The sequence below is a fragment of the Bacillus sp. PAMC28571 genome, from assembly GCF_014250435.1.
GTDB lineage: Bacteria > Bacillota > Bacilli > Bacillales > Bacillaceae > Bacillus > Bacillus safensis.
In genome coordinates this window covers 3,734,197-3,750,421 of the sequence record NZ_CP060191.1, presented here as the reverse complement: position 1 = coordinate 3,750,421, position 16,225 = coordinate 3,734,197, and the positions used below count along the sequence as shown (strand labels likewise).

Here is a 16,225-nt window from a genome sequence, read left to right as displayed (position 1 = left end):
ATAGATAGACAATATGCGAGAGATTTTACTCTTCTCGCATAAATAAGTGTCTAAGGTAACTTTTTACGTGTTCTAAAGGGGTCGTTTGCTTGAGTGCAGTGGTCATCGATAAACCCCCGATGACCATTGAGTGAAGGAGAGAAGCCAGCTCATCCGCTTTGTTTTCTTCATACCCGCTGTTCATTAGCTTTTCTTTTACAAGCTCCTGCCAGCGGATCATTTCTTGTTTGCATGCAACATGAAGCTGCGCGTTTTCAGGCTTGGACTCTGCCGCAAGCAAGACAATTGGAATCCCTCTTTCACTTTCTTTCTCCATAAATCCTCGAATGATCTTTGTCATAAAACGATCGATAGCGATATATGGGTCATCGGAATAGGCAAAGCCTTCTTCAATTTGATTGATGACCTTTTGACTAATGTATTCAACAGATGCAATGGCCAGCTCTTCTTTTCCATTTGGAAAGTAATAATAAAGAGAGCCTTTAGGTGTGCCGCTCTCTCTGATAATTTGATTCAATCCTGTCGCATGGTATCCCTGTTTACGTAAAAGAAGTGCTGCCGTTTGAATGATTTTATCCTTCGTACTCACGTGTGACACTCTTTTCCCTCCATAGACCAAAGTCGCTTATCATGCGTTATTGATTTAATTGGCTAGTTCCTTTCCAAATCGAGGATGTTTCCATTTCCGCCGCAAGCCTGAGCAGCCAGTCCTCTTTTCCTTTAGGTGCTGTCACTTGTACCCCTAAAGGCATGCCCGCGCTAGTCAGATGAACAGGAACACTCATTGATGGCTGACCTGTTAAGTTGGCAAGCTGTGTAAATGGGGTGTAGGTCAAGCTCTTGAGGAACATGTCATAAATAAGATCCTGCTGTGCTTGCATGGAAAGAGATGACACACGTAAAAGTGCGGCTGTTTCCTGATCTGAATGCATAAGCTCACCAACCTTTGGAGCTGAATAGGCAGTAGCTGGTGTCACATAGAGATCGTAGGTTTGATGAAATGATGCCATTTGTGCAGCAGCCCGATCCCACGCATCAAGACTTTCTGTATAAGCAGCAGCGGTCACATTCTTGCCAGCCTCCGCTAGCACCCATGCCACGATGTCTGTTTCCTCCGGCTTTACTGGACGCCCTAACGAACGAGCCAAGGAAGTGAATAACGCAGACATTTCTCCGCTGTTCATCACGTAATATTGCTGCATGAGATGAATCCCATCAATTTCCGGTTTGGCTTCCTCTACTTGATGACCTTGCTCACTCAGCCATTTCACTGTTTGCTGAACCGCCTGCTTCGCCTCCTCACTGACCTTCGTGCCAACTGGAGATTCTACGCTGTAAGCAATTCGCATAGAAGATGTACGTTTCACCAGATCCTCTTGGTAACTGCCATCGTATAATGGGGTTTGGAAAGCAGCTTCAGGCTGAATGACTTGAAGAAGATCAAGAAGGGCTGCACTGTCCCGCACTGTTTTTGTGAGTGTAAAGTCAATGGAAGCCCCTTGCCACTGCCTTCCTGCGCCTGGGCCTACTGGCGTTCTTCCCCGCGTAGGCTTAAGGCCGAACAAACCGGTAAAGGATGCTGGAATCCGGATGGAACCACCGCCATCACTTGCTCCGCCAGCAGGTACAATGCCGCTTGCAACAGCTGCTGCTGTACCGCCGCTTGAGCCTCCCGGAGAATAGTCCGTATTCCAAGGATTTCTCGTTGGACCATGTAACGCAGGCTCCGTCACATTTCTTAAACCGAATTCCGGTGTATTTGTATGTCCGATCATGAGAAAACCAGCCTGCTTCAACCGATCAACAAAGTGCGAATCCGAATTTGCTTTTACATCCTTTAACAGCAAAGCTCCTGCTGTCAGCGGTTCATTTTTAATCCCTTGTGATATATTTTTCAGCACAAACGGAACGCCCGCAAATGGCTGATACTCATGTAATTCCTTGATGTCTTTTAAAACTTGTTCTTGTCTTGTCCGTATCACAGCGTTTAGTTCTGGATTGACCTCATTCAATCTATTAAATGCCGCCTGCATAAGCTCCTCGGGCGTTACCTGCTTATTCCGCACAAGTGCTGCCAAGCCAGTCGCATCATACGTCATATACTCTTTTACGTTCATCAGCATGTCCTTCTTTCTCTTATCATGATGTCTCTATTGTCTACTAGAATTCTATGAATTTCAATTTCAGGTTACTTGTAAAAATAACTTTCTGAACAAGACGACAATTCTACTATCCCATCCCTCTGCTTTCTCCGATATAATAGAGAAAAAAAGACCGAGGTCATCGGATGAGAGGAGCCACGCATTGAAAAAGAAATTACTTATCGTCATTGCGTTTCTTCTTGCGTTGACAACTGCTTTGCCCTTCCATTCGCAGGCAGCTGCACCGCCAAAAGAAACAGATGTCATCATCGTCTATAAAAATCAAAAAGGAAAACAAACAGCTATTGAGGAAAGTGAGAAAGTGAACGCACAGTACATACATCTTCCGGCTGTCGCTGTGACAGCAGATGAACAAGCGGTCACCTCACTCAAAAAAGACCCAAACATCGCTTACGTCTCAAAAAACGTAAAGGTCAAACTCGCGGCTTCTACTATGAAGAAAACAGCCGCTGCTACTAATCAGGATGCATTGGTACAAAAATCTTACAATCTGCAAAAACTAAATATAAAGCAAGCAATAAAAGAAGGCGTCACTGGTAAAAATGTAAAAGTAGCCGTTTTAGATACTGGTATTTTCTCACACGAGGATTTAAAGGTATCCGGCGGTAAATCATTCGTGAACTACACATCCTCTTATAAAGATGATGAAGGACATGGCACACATGTCGCCGGCACGATTGGTGCGCTTAATAACGATTATGGAACAGTCGGCGTCGCTTCTGGTGTGAAGCTGTATGCTGTGAAAGTGTTAGATAAAAAGGGAGAAGGCGACCTATATAGTCTGCTTCGAGGCATCGATTGGGCGATTACCAACAAGATGGACATTATTAATTTAAGTTTAGGCTTTGAAGACAATATCCCAATCTTGCATTCAGCAGTAGATGAAGCATATAAAAAAGGACTGCTCGTGGTTGCTGCAAGCGGAAATGATGGGAAAAAGAATCATATTAGCTATCCAGCCGCTTACAATAGCGTCATTGCCGTTTCTGCAACGACTGACAAAGACAAACTTTCGTCTATCTCAAATACAGGGAAAGGGATTGAATTTTCTGCTCCTGGCGAGAACGTCATCAGTACTTATTTAAAAAATGAATATTGGTATGCAACGGGTACATCACAAGCCACGCCGCATGTCACAGGAATGCTGGCACTGTTAAAGCAGCTTCATCCGAAGAAAACAAATGCACAGCTTCGCACTTTATTGCGCAGCTATACAGTGGATCTTGGCGCAAAAGGGAAGGATCCGCAATTCGGCTATGGCCGCGTGCAATATGTGCCGCAATCCACCTTTTTAAAGGCTGCGGCCAGTGCTGTCAAAACAGCCGAAACATCTAAAAAGCAGGCAGATGTCAATCAAGCCAAAACGAGAATTGGCAGGCTCACTGCAAGCAAGCAAAAAACAGCACTCACAGAACGGGTGAAGAAAGTCCAAGCAGCCATTGATATCCGCTCGGCACGTGCAAAGGTCAAAACAGCCGAAAAGAACAAAACACAGGGCGCTATTAAAAGTGCTCAAACGGCCATCAAAAAACTAAATAAAGGCAAAGAAAAAACAAGCCTGCAAAACCGGCTCGACAAAGTTAAAAAACAAGTCGCTTATCAAAAGAAAGTGACGGACGCTAAACAAAAGGTCAAAAAAGCGGAAGCCAAACGAACAAAGAAAACAAAAGCAGCGGCTCAAAACGCTGTCAAACAGCTAAAAGCCTCCAAAACAAAAACCAATTTACAAAAACGATTAAACCGTATTAAGGTTTAACAGAAAAAACGATTCCTTTCAGCGAGGAATCGTTTTTTCTATTTCAACATCGGCTCAAACAAGCTGTGATGATATTTCCCTTCGGCATCTGCCCTCACTTGATCGAGAATGCTTTCTAACGAAGCCGTCACGCTCTCTAATGCCCGCCGTACTGTACCGTGTTCAAAATCCGCTAAACTCTCCGGCAATTCATCTTCATCCAGCACAAAGACATCACCATTCGGAAGAACGAGAAGATCAATAATGAGGTCTTCAAACATGACCAGCTGGGCTTTGAACTGTGTATCTCCCACCATATTAAAATAAGATCCTAGTTCCTTCCCTTGATCATCTCTCCAGAAATATATGTTATAAGGACGATCCTTCCAATAATAAGCGGTCGTATAGCTCCCTTTTGGAATGGTCAAAAAACCAGCACCTGCCTTCATCGTAAATGGGTCTTCAATCTTGTGAAACAGTACAACCTGCTGCTCCTTTGTGTCTAACAGCTGACAGGTATGTTCCACAACTTTTTGATCGTATTTGATTTTTCTCTCGATGACTTCATCCCAACGATCCGCATGCAGCGAAAACAACATGTCACAACTCCCTCTAAACATCTCGTTTCTTTCCAGTATACACCGATTTTTTCTGAAGAAATAAAGGATCGCCTCATTTACTTATGGAAGACCTATGATGAGGCGAAATAAATGAACGGAATCACGATTCTTGAAAACTTTACACAAATTGGACAAATCATCCTCATGATTTGCGGCTATGTCCTTTATTGGCAGCTGGTGAAAACGAAGAAAGAACGAAAGCTGTCTCCTTATGAGCGCATGTTAAAATTCTTTGTTATGTTCGGTTTCATCTCGTGGGTGGTATCCTATTGGGCGCTGGCACTGTGGGCGTAAATTGAAAAAAGGAAGAGCTGTCCATGGAGGTAAGCTCTTCCTTTTGCTGCACGTTATACTATGAACCTGCCGGCTGTTCTTTCTTGATCACATATTGATAGCTCTTGACATGTGTCCCATTTTGGTTCACAAATTCTTTATCAAGCGCACGCTCAAAGCCCATTCTTTCATATAGGCGAATGGCAGCCTGCATTTTATCAGATGTATGAAGATACAGGACATTTTCGCCCCATGATTGCGTCAGTTCAATACTTTTACGCAGCAATGATTCTGCAATGCCTTTTCCCCTCACATCGGGATCTACTCCTAAAAACCGGACGATGGCTGATGTAATGCCCATTTCAGGTTTGTCATACGCTTGCTCTGATGACCGGAACATTTGAAGCGTCCCCACGATCTTGCCGTCAAGTTCCGCCACAAGCATCAGCTCCATGTTCGGATTATCTACAGCTGCTGCAAGCGCGGCAGAATAATTTTGCCAGCCTTCCTCTGTAAATTGAGGTTCATACTGTGCATAGGATTTGATCAGCACGCGTGTGATGGCCTCATGATCTTCTTTGACTGCTTGACGAATGATCAGCTCTTGCTGCTTCATGTCAGCACCTCCTGCTCTCTATTAGTGGGTATACGCATCATACAATCACTGCATGCGATCACCTTACTCTTTTCTCTACTCATTCAATGTAAAGAGTCTCATTCGAAAGATCAATCATTTTGCACGGAATCATCTTTGAAAATTTTTCATTGAAAAGGAACGCTTGATTCATTATGCTGTGTTGAGGAAGTATACGAGGAGTGTTGTCATCATATGAGTTCTTTATCTTATCCCCAAGAATCGAAAAAAAGTCGATTTCTCCTAGCCGCATTGCTCGGATCTTTAACAGCCCTTGCTCCGCTGGCAATGGATATGTATTTACCTGCTTTGCCTCATATTGCTCGTGATTTTGAGGCGAGCACGGCGTTGTCTCAATTAAGTCTGATGGCTTGTCTCATCGGACTGGCGCTTGGCCAGCTGATTGCAGGTCCGATCAGCGATACGATCGGCAGAAGAAAGCCGCTGATGGTTGGGTTGATCATCTTTATTGCGGCATCCCTTCTTTGTACAGTGGTCACATCGATTTGGACGTTCATTCTTCTTAGATTGATTCAAGGACTTGCTGGTTCAGCTGGCATTGTCATTGCACGAGCCATTGTCCGAGATCATTATGAAGGATCAGAAATGACGAAATTCTTTGCACTGCTGATGTTAGTCAATGGGGTTGCTCCGGCAGCCGCGCCTATTGCAGGCGGACAGATTTTACGCTTCACGACATGGCAGGGTGTATTTGTCCTACTCGGAATTCTCGGGGCATTGATGCTGCTGAGATCGATTTTTTCACTGCAAGAAAGCTTACCCGCAGAGCGTAGACAGACGGGGGGCTTTCAACAGATTGCAGGCGCGATGAAAATTTTAGCCAGTGATCGTCTCTTTGTTGGATATGCTCTCTCACAAGGTCTTGTATTCGCAGCGATGTTTGCCTATATTTCTGGTTCACCGTTTGTGCTTCAGGAAATTTTCAACCTTTCTCCACAAGGATTTAGTGCGGCCTTTGCGGTAAATAGTCTTGGAATCATCACGGCTGGACAAGTATTTGCCCGAGTCGCTGCGAAAATCGGCGAAGAGAAAGTCCTTCGCATTGGATTGCTGACAGCTGCATTAGGCGGAGTCACTTTATTTTTGATGATCTCGATTGATGCAGGATTGTACGGCATTCTGATTCCGCTGTTTTTTGTTGTCTCAAGTGTTGGAATTGTCGGCACCTCTGCGCCGTCTCTTGCGATGCAGCATCACGGAGCGCATGCAGGAAGTGCAGCTGCACTGATCGGTGTTGCGCAAATGCTGCTAGGCGCTTGCATGACACCTCTTGTCGGACTAGCCGGAAGCCAAACAGCCTTTCCAATGGGTCTGATCATCATGCTTTGTGATCTAGGCGCACTTTGCTGTTATTTCTTCTTTGTGGCCCGGGCGAAAAAAAGACCCGCATAAGCGGGTTTAAAGACTGTTGGTAAAGGGCTAAAATGATCTTGATTTTAGCTCTTTGTCTTTTTTCATTTATTATGGCTTACTCCAATTGATGGTGCGGAACACGTTGCTCTGGTCATTGTTGTGATATGCATCTAAATCAAAGCCTGATAGTCCAAAACCAATTGCCATGACAATTCCTCCGGCAACGGTGAAGATGATCCCCCATTTGATGACTTGCTTTTTTAAATCGTTCACGTTCATACTCTCACGACCTTCTTTTTAAACATTCCCATGAATGCCTTAGTGGTTTGAATAGTTATTTGCACAAATAGCTTTGTCAAATACGCCGTGGCTATGCCGCTTAATAATCCGACACCTAATAGAAAAATACCAACGCCAATCTGCGTCACCACCACATGCAAACCGTCCTGAAAGATAAATGGAGAACCAATGATACTCCAAAAACCGCCGAGCAGACCAGTAAGCGTCAATGTACCTGTCACGAGTGGAATGCACCAAATCACCATATACACAGAAAGAATCAGCAGAAAGACTGTTGCTAGAATACTGCCCCATAACGGAAAACCTAAAATGAGAATGGAGAGTCTTGTGGCTTTTTCTCCAAACGTCGGCACCTGAACGGTTTTTATTCCTTGTTCCTTCATAATCCCTTCAGCGATCATAGCAGGCTGCCCGACTTGATGAACCGCTTCCTGTTCACTGTAGCCATCTTCCTGATAATCCTCAATCATTTCATCGTAGTATTCGATAAACCGATCACTATCTTTGTCGCCTAGAAGATGCAGATGCTTCTTTAGGCTGCTCAAAAATTCTTTTTTATTCATTGCCCTGTCCTCCAGAAATAAAGTCGTAAATCGCCATCACCTGATCCCATTCCTCTAAAAACTGCGCCATATGCTCCCGCCCGCTTTCTGTCATGCGGTAGTATTTTCTTAATCGACTGTTATGTTCCTGGGAATAGGTCTCCACATAATTGTTTTGCTCTAAACGCTTTAAAATCGGATACAATGTCGATTCTGAAATCTCAATACAATGGGACATATCTTTAATGATTTGATAACCATAGGAATCGCCTTTCTTTAATACCGCCAGTACACAAAATTCCAGTAATCCTTTTTTTAATTGTGCATTCATGTTTACAACTCCTAACTCTTTATACTATACATTACATAGTATTGTGTGACAAGAGGTATAGAGAATAAAAAAAGACCCGTTTTAGGGTCTTTTAGCTCTTTGTCTACTTTTCATTTTTATATATTTACAAATCCTTCTCCGAACACATCGCGTACGTCATGGACAACAACGAATGCGTCTCGATCTATTTTCTTAATAATTTTCTTAAGGCGCATGAGCTCCTGCTTTTGAATGACCGCGTACAGAATTTCCTTCGATTCCTTTGAATAATGACCGCGTCCGTTTAAAATCGTTACGCCTCGGTCCAGGGTGTGATTGATTTCTTCGGCAATATCATCTTTGCATGAAGAAATAATCGTCACTGCCTTTTTCGTGTTAAGTCCTTCTATCACAAAGTCCATTACCTTTGTCGCCACGTACAGCATCACAATGGTAAACATTAATTTTTCCGCACCAATAATAAAATAGGAAGCAAATACAACGATCAGATCAAAGAACAAGATGGCATAGCTCACGTTCCAGTCTAAATACTTGTTGGCAATTCTTCCGAGAATGGCAGAACCCGCCGTTGTTCCACCGGCTCTGAGCACAAGACCAATCCCAATTCCGATGATAATTCCTGCAAAAATCGCTCCAATGATCAATTCGTGTACATTCACGACCCATGTTGTGGTCAGATGTAAAAATAGGGAGTTACTTGCAACGGCAACCACCGTATAAATCGTGGTCTTTTTGTCCAAGTATTTATATCCCACAAGTAATAAGATCGCATTCAACACAAGGTTCGTCAGCCACGGTGCTATTTCAAACAAATAATAAAAAATGATGGACAGCCCCGTGACACCGCCTTCACCAAATTCAAGCGGAATGACAAACATGTTCACTGCTGCGGCAAATAAAAAAGAACCAACTAGAATCATCGCTATATCTTTTACACATTTTTTCAATTTCTTCTTTCCTCCTTTTTTAAGCATATAAAAAACCCTCTTTCTGCACGAAAGAAGACAGTCGTTGGACAACATAAAAATCAAAAGACGGCGCGCCTTTTGATGAAGCTTTCTGAAATCAATCTTTCCATAATATATATCTCTTTTTAGAGGCTGTCAATGACTTGGTTTTCTATTATTTTGACTGCATTTTTATGCATCAAAACCCGCATGTTTTCAGGGTTTTTCCGCCCTATGATGCTTTTTCCTCTCCTTGACAAAAACACTTTAGTCATTTAAACTACTGCCTCATATCATATCCATTATTTCCGATCTAAAAAGGAGGCTGTTTGATTCCAATGAATCCTATTCAAAGCCGTTTACAGGCTCACGCACCTTTGATTTTAGACGGTGCATTAGCAACAGAGCTTGAACGAAAGGGCTGTAACTTAAACGATCGTTTATGGTCAGCCAAAATACTTATTGAACAGCCACAATTGATTCAGCAAGTACACTTGGACTACTTCCAAGCAGGTGCTGACTGCGCAACAACCGCCAGCTACCAAACAACGATTGAAGGCTTTGCTGAAAAAGGCTATACAAAAGAAGAAGCGATTGAACTGATGAAACGCTCTGTCACTTTAGCGAAAGAGGCACGCGATCTTTTTTGGCAGGATGAAGCGCGTCGTGAAGGACGGACAAAACCATTTGTCGCTGGATCTGTGGGGCCATTCGGCGCTTATTTGTCTGATGGTTCAGAATATAAAGGAAATTACGGGCTCTCAGAGCAGGCTCTCATTGATTTTCACAGACCAAGAATTCAGGCATTAGTAGAAGCGGGTGCAGATATTCTGGCATGCGAAACGATTCCTTGTCTGATTGAAGCAACTGCCATTGCAAAGCTGCTGCAAGATGAATTCAGCGGGACATCTGCTTGGATCACATTCAGCGCAAAGGATGGCCTGCACATTAGTGAAGGTGATTCTATACGAGAATGTGTACAGGCGCTTGAGCCTTATGAACAAATCGCTGCTGTCGGCGTGAACTGCACGCCGCCGCAATTTATTACTTCTCTTATTCAAGAGATGAAAAAGGGAACGAGCAAACCGATTGTGGTTTATCCAAACTCAGGTGAAATATATGATCCTGAAGAAAAGGTATGGAGCGGAGATACGTCTCATCTTACTTTTGGGGAATGTGCGCATCAATGGTACAAAGACGGCGCGCATATCATCGGCGGCTGCTGCCGCACGACTCCAGAAGATATCAATGACATCTTAAAAAGAACCACATCATAGCATCATGAATCATCACACATACTTTTAAGCAAAAGGGCGGGAAGACATGGAACAAGCAAAAGATCAGTCACAACAATATCAACGAAAAATGACGAGCCGGCACCTGTTCATGCTTTCTCTAGGCGGCGTCATTGGAACAGGGCTCTTTTTAAGCTCTGGGTATACCATCAATCAGGCCGGACCTGCGGGGACCATTCTTGCCTATCTTGTCGGGGCTTTAATTGTCTACCTCGTGATGCTTTGTTTAGGCGAGCTGTCTGTCGCAATGCCGGTCACAGGGGCTTTTCATACGTATGCAACAAAATACATTGGACCTGGTACAGGCTATACGGTCGCTTGGCTATACTGGCTGACATGGACAGTGGCACTCGGTTCGGAATTTACAGCGGCAGGACTATTAATGCAGCGCTGGTTTCCAGACACTTCGGTTTGGATGTGGAGTGGCGTTTTTGCTCTTCTCATCTTTTTACTGAATGCATTTACGGTCAAGTTTTTTGCAGAATCAGAGTTTTGGTTTTCCAGTATTAAAGTGATGGCTATTATTCTCTTTATTATTCTTGGCGGAGCTGCAATGTTTGGTTTGATCCCATTAAAGGGCGGTGAGGCCGCTCCGTTCTTTTCTAATTTCACTGGCGAAGGCGGACTTTTCCCAAACGGCTTTTTACCGATTTTAATGACGATGCTTGCTGTCAATTTTGCTTTTTCAGGTACAGAGTTGATTGGGATTGCTGCGGGTGAGAGCGTCAATCCTGACGAGACCATTCCAAGAGCCATTCGCACAACCGTCCTGCGTCTCGTCCTGTTTTTCGTTGGAACGATCGTTGTGTTGGCTGGCTTGATTCCAGTAGAAGAAGCCGGGGTGATCAAAAGCCCATTTGTCGTGGTATTTGACCGTATCGGGATTCCTTATGCCGCAGATTTCATGAATTTTGTCATCCTGACCGCGATCTTATCTGCCGCAAACTCAGGATTATACGCATCATCTCGTATGCTTTGGTCGCTTTCTGAGGAACGGACACTTCCTAAAAAACTGGCGAAGCTGACGTCAAAAGGCATTCCTTTGAATGCACTCATTTTAAGTATGATCGGTGGTATTCTTTCTTTGCTATCGAGCGTGATCGCACCAGAAACAGTATACCTTGTCCTTGTATCAATCTCTGGACTGGCTGTTGTGATTGTATGGATGGGGATTGCTGCCTCACAGTTGATGTTTCGGAAAAGATTTTTACAGGAAGGCGGACAGCTTCATGATTTATCCTTTCGAACACCGCTCTATCCAGTAGTTCCGATTGCAGCCTTCCTCCTATGTCTTGCATCTGTCATTGGCATTGCCTTTGATCCAAATCAGCGGATTGCCCTCATCTGCGGCATTCCTTTCATTGCGCTCTGCTATGCTGCCTATTACGTGACAGCTTGGATTCAGAAAAAACGAGAAAAACCTGGTGTATAAACATCAGGTTTTTTTCATTGACAAAAAAGGATATTGCTAGTAAAAGAAGCACACTTTGGTATATGATAGGAATCTATGATTTTCAGGATGAACCAAGGGAGTTGTCGTGAATATGGAAATGACCATTACAAGAGCATTAAGTGAACTGAAAATGTTAGATAAAAGAATCAACCGAACCGTTGATGAAGCCGTACTTGGTGGATTGATAATCGGCAAACATATACAGCACGGATTTCAGAATCAAGAAGAGATTGAAAAAAAGGCAAAGGCTGATGATCAATCGATTCGAGCTTTAATCAAACGCCGGAATGCCATCAAATCAGCCATCGTTGTATCGAATGCGACCACAATGATTGATGTGGCGGGTGTCCGTATGACGGTGGCAGAGGCGATTGAACGAAAGACGTCGATAGACTACGATATTCGTTATTTACGGAAAATGAAACAGGTGTACAAAGAGCTGGTCGACAAAGCTGAACAAACGAATGAAGATGTGAAAATGAGACTTGATCAGCATTTAGAGACCTTGTTTGGGAAAGATGGAAAGACACAAGCGGCCGCCAACCAAGAGATCGTGAAGTCTTTTCTAGCTGAAAATGAGGCGGTGATCATCGATCCGCTTCGTCTTCGAGTGAAAATTGAACAGCTTTCGAAAGAAATTGAAGATTTTCAAATGGAAGTTGATTTTTCCTTGTCTGAAAGCAATACACTAACGAAAATACAGATCGATTAATTGATTTTGTTAGTGAGCCGAAAATCGATAGGACTAAACACCTCCGAGGGAAAGGTCATTCCCTCCTCATCTGATGATCATCTTAGGATGATCCTTGATAAAAGCTCAAAGCTGAACGTTCAAGGATCAAAGTTCAAGTGTGAAAGTTCTTATCTATCAAAGCTCAAGATTAAAAGTTAAACGCTCGATCGAATCTGGGAATAACGGCTGATGAGTGTTTGTTTATCGACTCTTTCGGTTGCCGCCCAGCAGGTTTGCTAACAAAAAACAAAGGGCTAAAATGATTTTCATTTTAGCCCTTTGTTTTTTTTCAGCGTGATAGAAAACCTTTGCAGTCTAAGAAGGACGAGCACTGGAACGGAGCGAATTTGACATTCGTGAGTACCAGAGCGCAGACCTGACACAGAATGCGAGGGTTTGTCTACACGCTGAAGGATGTCACCTGATGACATCCTTTTTTTCTATGAGATTAGTAACGTGATGTATACGCCAAATGGTACACACTTGTGACATTTGAAGATAGTTTGATGTCGTTTGACGTGAACGTCACTGGAACGATATCGTAGTAATGTGTTGACCAGCCTGCATTATTGTATGATTGGTAGCCTGCACCTGCTGGAACTTGAAACGTGAGTGAAAACTGTCCATTCTCATCTGTTGTGCCTGTCGCTGTTTGAGCATATGATTTGATGGCTGCTTCAAAATAAAGCTTGATCGGCTGATTAGGCATGAGGTTTCCGCTTGCATCTTTTAGAGTCCCTTTAAACGTAGCTGGATAATAAGAACCCACGCGATATTTACTGCCATAGCCGTAATTCACTATTCCACTATCGGCTGCTGTGACACTTGTTACTTCTACTGATGCTGGTACTGCACCTGTTTCTTCAGCATGTGCAAAGCTTGGGAATACGAGAAGCAATGATAGAACGAAAGCAAACATGATTTTTTTCATCGATAATTCCTCCTTTTTTTCCTACTATTTTACTATCGACATTAATTGGTATTTTTCCAGTATAAAACAAAAAAACTTCCCTTTTTTTGAAAAGGGAAGTCCTTTTTTTATTTTTTCACAACCACTTTTACCGCTTTGCTTTCTCTTTTTCTCACATCTGATGCGGTCACATATAAAACCGTTTTGGCTTTCTGTGGTTTTATTTGGGCAGTAAATGCACCCTTGCTATTGGTTTTGACTGTTTTGATGACTTTCTTTGATTTGTTTTTCACTTTAATGGTCAAGCCTGCACCCGCAGTTCCTTTGACGGCTTTACTTTTGACTGTTACTTTGCTGACTTTCGGCTTAGCTGGTGCTTTGCCTTTTTTCACGACGGTTTTGAGCGTCGTAGCGGCCTTTCCTTTTGACATTTTAATGTGAAGGACCTTGTTTTTGTTCTGATGCTTAATCTTCACACTAAAGGTTCCTTTTTTGCCTGCTGTGCCTTTTCCAAGCAGCGTTTTGCCTCTATACACAGAAATAGCAGCACCGGCTTTTGCTTTACCTGTCACCTTTTGATGCTGATCTTCCACTTTGTTCACTGATGCATTCAATTCGACAGCACTTAATGCAGCAAATGCATTCAGTCTGCCATGTCCTGTCATCCAATCAATTCCTGGGATTTTCGGATCGACAATTGGCTCCTCGTTTTCATCATAGAAAACGTCGTCTTTTCCATCAATAGATTTAAATGAGATGTCATCTGCTGTACTTTGCAAAAGATTTCTCACTTGATTTGGCTTTAAGGATGGATTTTTAGAAAGCAGTAACCCTGCTGCTGCTGCTACATATGGTGTCGCCATTGATGTCCCGCTAAGGTATGAGACATTCCCATCAGGCATGAGGCTCGGAATATCCGACCCTGGGGCTGACATGCTCAGTCCTTTGCCATAGCTTGAGAACTCAGCGGCAATATCCATACGGTTGCTTGCACCAACCGCCATTGCGTATTTTGATGTCGCAGGGTAGCCCATTTCTGGTACGCCATCATTTCCACTTGCCACGACGACTAGTACATTTCTTTGAGCAGCATAATTCATGGCATATTCAATCACTCTGCTGTAGTAGCCGCCAAGGCTCATGTTGATGACCTTTGCGCCTTTGTCCACTGCATGCTTGATCCCAAGTGCAATATGCTCTGTATCGCCAAAGCCATAGGCATCCAGCACCTTCACCGGAATGATGCCCGTATGTTGATTGAGACCTGCCATTGAGTAATGATTATCGGATTTTGCGGCAATGATGCCTGCCACATGCGTACCGTGTCCATTGTCATCAATCGCATCTTTGTTTCGTCCAATGAGATTCGCACCTAAGTCTGTACGAACAGTCCCGTTTAAATCTGTCAAACGGCTGTCTACACCTGTATCCACAACAGCAATTAATGTTTGCTTCATTTTGCTTGTGCCAATCAGTGTATTCATTTGTTCAAATTTGACGTCAGCGCCTTTTTTCCCGCTGTTTTGCGCACTGTTTTTCAGCGGCCACTGATAACCATACTGCGCGTCGTTGCTTAGCGCACGATAGGTTTGAACAGGCTCTGCAAATTCAACATTCGGCATGCTGGAAAGCTTTCTTGCCGTGCTTTTGATGACCGCTTTGCCTGCTTTTAGTGTCTTTCCAGCTGATTCTTGCCCTGCTGGCACATCATAGACATACATTCCTTTGAATAAAGGACTAACTGACTGTGATGTCACACGGTTTTCTTGGATGCCGTAGCTTTTCATTTTCTTTTTCGCAGATTGAAGTGTTTGGCCATCCTTTAATTTAAAAATGATCTTATTCGTTTTAACCTTCTCTTCTTTTACAAGCTTTTGTTTCTCTAATACATAACCAACTGACTTTCCTTCAAGCTGATCGATGCCAATTTTTTGACTGACGGCTTCTAATTCCTTTTTTAAATATGCCGGACTTGCTTCTTTGAGCATATCAAAAAGGGAGCCGATCGCCTGTTGTTCTTTTTCTGTTACGATATGACCACTAAATGCACCATTTTTCTCTACGTCACTTAGCAGTGTTTTTAATGTGAGCAGATGGTTGTATACCTTTTGCTGCTCTTTTTGATGTTTGATGAGCTTTGATTTGAGAAACGGCTTTGTCTTTTGGAGCAGACGCGAAAGCTTCCGACCTTCTGCCGTTTCATTGAATCGTTTATCTTCGATTGTACGAATCGATTGAAGAATTTCACGCCCGTACTTTTTCTCAATAATGATGATTTCAGGCTCATCTTCTTCAGGAAAAACAGGTTCAGAAGGCGGAAGATTAGCTCCTTTATATCCGATTGTATATGCCGCATCCTCTTCCTCATCACGGCTGTCTTCCTCTGACCCTAAATAGAGCACTTTGACATAATAGGGACCTGACCATGCATGCGGGAAGTTGATCTCTGTCTCTCCGCTCGCTGTGTCCACGCGATATCTTGAATATGTGTCATCCTTCATCGCTCTGTCCTTGCTTGGATAGACCGATACGGACAGCACTTGTTTACTTTTCACAGAAATTTGCATGTGTGTATGTTTTGCCACCTCTTGTGCAGATGGCGTGATTTCATACCACGACTCTTCCTTTTCATTCTGTAATGTACCTGAGATGACTTCACCATTTTTTAACCCAATGGCTTCATTGACACTTGTTCCATGACTGGCAGCTGCTGCCTCGTATCCAGGTAATGCTGCCATACATAGAATGATGGCCATGAGTACGATCACACAGGATTTGACCTGCTTTTTGAACATGAAAAGACCCCCTTATCTTTTATGATACCTTGGAAGAATATCACAGAAATACATATAGTAGAATCTGTTTTTTACATAATTAAACTCGTTTTAAGCTAGGATTTGAGATATTCAGTCAGCA

16 protein-coding genes are annotated in these 16,225 nt (G+C 43.2%); 6 read left to right on the top strand and 10 right to left on the bottom strand.

The genetic code is table 11. From position 1 onward, the window contains the following. Window positions 1-25: 25 nt before the first annotated feature. Both H7F25_RS19045 and H7F25_RS19040 read right to left on the bottom strand, forming a co-directional pair. Window positions 26-598 (bottom strand): TetR/AcrR family transcriptional regulator, encoded by a 573-nt coding sequence (locus H7F25_RS19045; protein WP_235356866.1) that lies wholly within the window; start codon window positions 596-598, stop codon window positions 26-28. A 37-nt stretch (window positions 599-635) separates the two neighbouring features. Beyond that, window positions 636-2,117 carry an amidase gene (locus tag H7F25_RS19040; RefSeq protein ID WP_185854057.1) on the bottom strand — a complete coding sequence of 494 codons (1,482 nt, stop codon included), beginning with the start codon at window positions 2,115-2,117 and terminating at the stop codon, window positions 636-638. A 187-nt stretch (window positions 2,118-2,304) separates the two neighbouring features. Here H7F25_RS19040 and H7F25_RS19035 point away from each other — a divergent pair, with 187 nt between their 5' ends. Continuing rightward, window positions 2,305-3,918 carry a S8 family peptidase gene (locus H7F25_RS19035; protein ID WP_253207503.1) on the top strand — a complete coding sequence of 538 codons (1,614 nt, stop codon included), beginning with the start codon at window positions 2,305-2,307 and terminating at the stop codon, window positions 3,916-3,918. A 38-nt stretch (window positions 3,919-3,956) separates the two neighbouring features. Here H7F25_RS19035 and H7F25_RS19030 read toward each other — a convergent pair whose 3' ends face one another. Beyond that, window positions 3,957-4,496, bottom strand: a complete 540-nt coding sequence (locus tag H7F25_RS19030; RefSeq protein WP_185854056.1) for a ribonuclease FAU-1 family protein — start codon at window positions 4,494-4,496, stop codon at window positions 3,957-3,959. A 111-nt stretch (window positions 4,497-4,607) separates the two neighbouring features. Between H7F25_RS19030 and H7F25_RS19025 the strand changes: the two genes are divergently transcribed. Then, complete coding sequence (locus tag H7F25_RS19025; RefSeq protein ID WP_044333490.1) at window positions 4,608-4,811, top strand: hypothetical protein; 204 nt, start codon at window positions 4,608-4,610, stop codon at window positions 4,809-4,811. A gap of 58 nt (window positions 4,812-4,869) precedes the next feature. On the opposite strand, the gene H7F25_RS19020 is transcribed toward H7F25_RS19025, so the two are convergent. After that, on the bottom strand, window positions 4,870-5,406 hold the full coding sequence (locus H7F25_RS19020; RefSeq protein WP_149126039.1) for a GNAT family N-acetyltransferase: 537 nt from the start codon (window positions 5,404-5,406) through the stop codon (window positions 4,870-4,872). A 213-nt stretch (window positions 5,407-5,619) separates the two neighbouring features. On the opposite strand from H7F25_RS19020, the gene H7F25_RS19015 reads away from it, so the two are divergent. Continuing rightward, on the top strand, window positions 5,620-6,837 hold the full coding sequence (locus H7F25_RS19015) for a multidrug effflux MFS transporter (RefSeq protein WP_149126040.1): 1,218 nt from the start codon (window positions 5,620-5,622) through the stop codon (window positions 6,835-6,837). 69 nt (window positions 6,838-6,906) lie between these two features. On the opposite strand, the gene H7F25_RS19010 is transcribed toward H7F25_RS19015, so the two are convergent. The 4 genes from H7F25_RS19010 to H7F25_RS18995 form a co-directional block, all read right to left on the bottom strand. Continuing rightward, window positions 6,907-7,077 carry a hypothetical protein gene (locus H7F25_RS19010; protein ID WP_180992604.1) on the bottom strand — a complete coding sequence of 57 codons (171 nt, stop codon included), beginning with the start codon at window positions 7,075-7,077 and terminating at the stop codon, window positions 6,907-6,909. Next, window positions 7,074-7,661, bottom strand: coding sequence for a DUF1700 domain-containing protein (locus H7F25_RS19005; RefSeq protein ID WP_024424391.1), 588 nt, complete (start codon window positions 7,659-7,661; stop codon window positions 7,074-7,076). Before H7F25_RS19005 ends, H7F25_RS19010 begins: the two co-directional genes overlap by 4 nt. Continuing rightward, complete coding sequence (locus H7F25_RS19000; RefSeq protein WP_024424392.1) at window positions 7,654-7,971, bottom strand: PadR family transcriptional regulator; 318 nt, start codon at window positions 7,969-7,971, stop codon at window positions 7,654-7,656. Before H7F25_RS19000 ends, H7F25_RS19005 begins: the two co-directional genes overlap by 8 nt. A gap of 116 nt (window positions 7,972-8,087) precedes the next feature. Beyond that, complete coding sequence (locus tag H7F25_RS18995) at window positions 8,088-8,918, bottom strand: YitT family protein (protein ID WP_024424393.1); 831 nt, start codon at window positions 8,916-8,918, stop codon at window positions 8,088-8,090. Window positions 8,919-9,256: 338 nt separating this feature from the next. Between H7F25_RS18995 and mmuM the strand changes: the two genes are divergently transcribed. The 3 genes from mmuM (at window position 9,257) to H7F25_RS18980 (ending at window position 12,378) form a co-directional block, all read left to right on the top strand. Beyond that, on the top strand, window positions 9,257-10,195 hold the full coding sequence (gene mmuM / locus H7F25_RS18990; protein WP_025092518.1) for a homocysteine S-methyltransferase: 939 nt from the start codon (window positions 9,257-9,259) through the stop codon (window positions 10,193-10,195). Window positions 10,196-10,241: 46 nt separating this feature from the next. Beyond that, entirely contained in the window at window positions 10,242-11,645 is a 1,404-nt protein-coding gene (gene mmuP / locus H7F25_RS18985; protein ID WP_103132626.1) for an S-methylmethionine permease, read from the top strand. Window positions 11,646-11,757: 112 nt separating this feature from the next. After that, window positions 11,758-12,378 (top strand): hypothetical protein, encoded by a 621-nt coding sequence (locus tag H7F25_RS18980; RefSeq protein ID WP_103132627.1) that lies wholly within the window; start codon window positions 11,758-11,760, stop codon window positions 12,376-12,378. A 469-nt stretch (window positions 12,379-12,847) separates the two neighbouring features. Here H7F25_RS18980 and H7F25_RS18975 read toward each other — a convergent pair whose 3' ends face one another. Both H7F25_RS18975 and H7F25_RS18970 read right to left on the bottom strand, forming a co-directional pair. Then, entirely contained in the window at window positions 12,848-13,330 is a 483-nt protein-coding gene (locus tag H7F25_RS18975) for an Ig-like domain-containing protein (RefSeq protein WP_024427435.1), read from the bottom strand. Between the two features lie 107 nt (window positions 13,331-13,437). Continuing rightward, window positions 13,438-16,104, bottom strand: coding sequence for a S8 family peptidase (locus tag H7F25_RS18970; RefSeq protein ID WP_103132628.1), 2,667 nt, complete (start codon window positions 16,102-16,104; stop codon window positions 13,438-13,440). Window positions 16,105-16,225 lie beyond the last annotated feature (121 nt).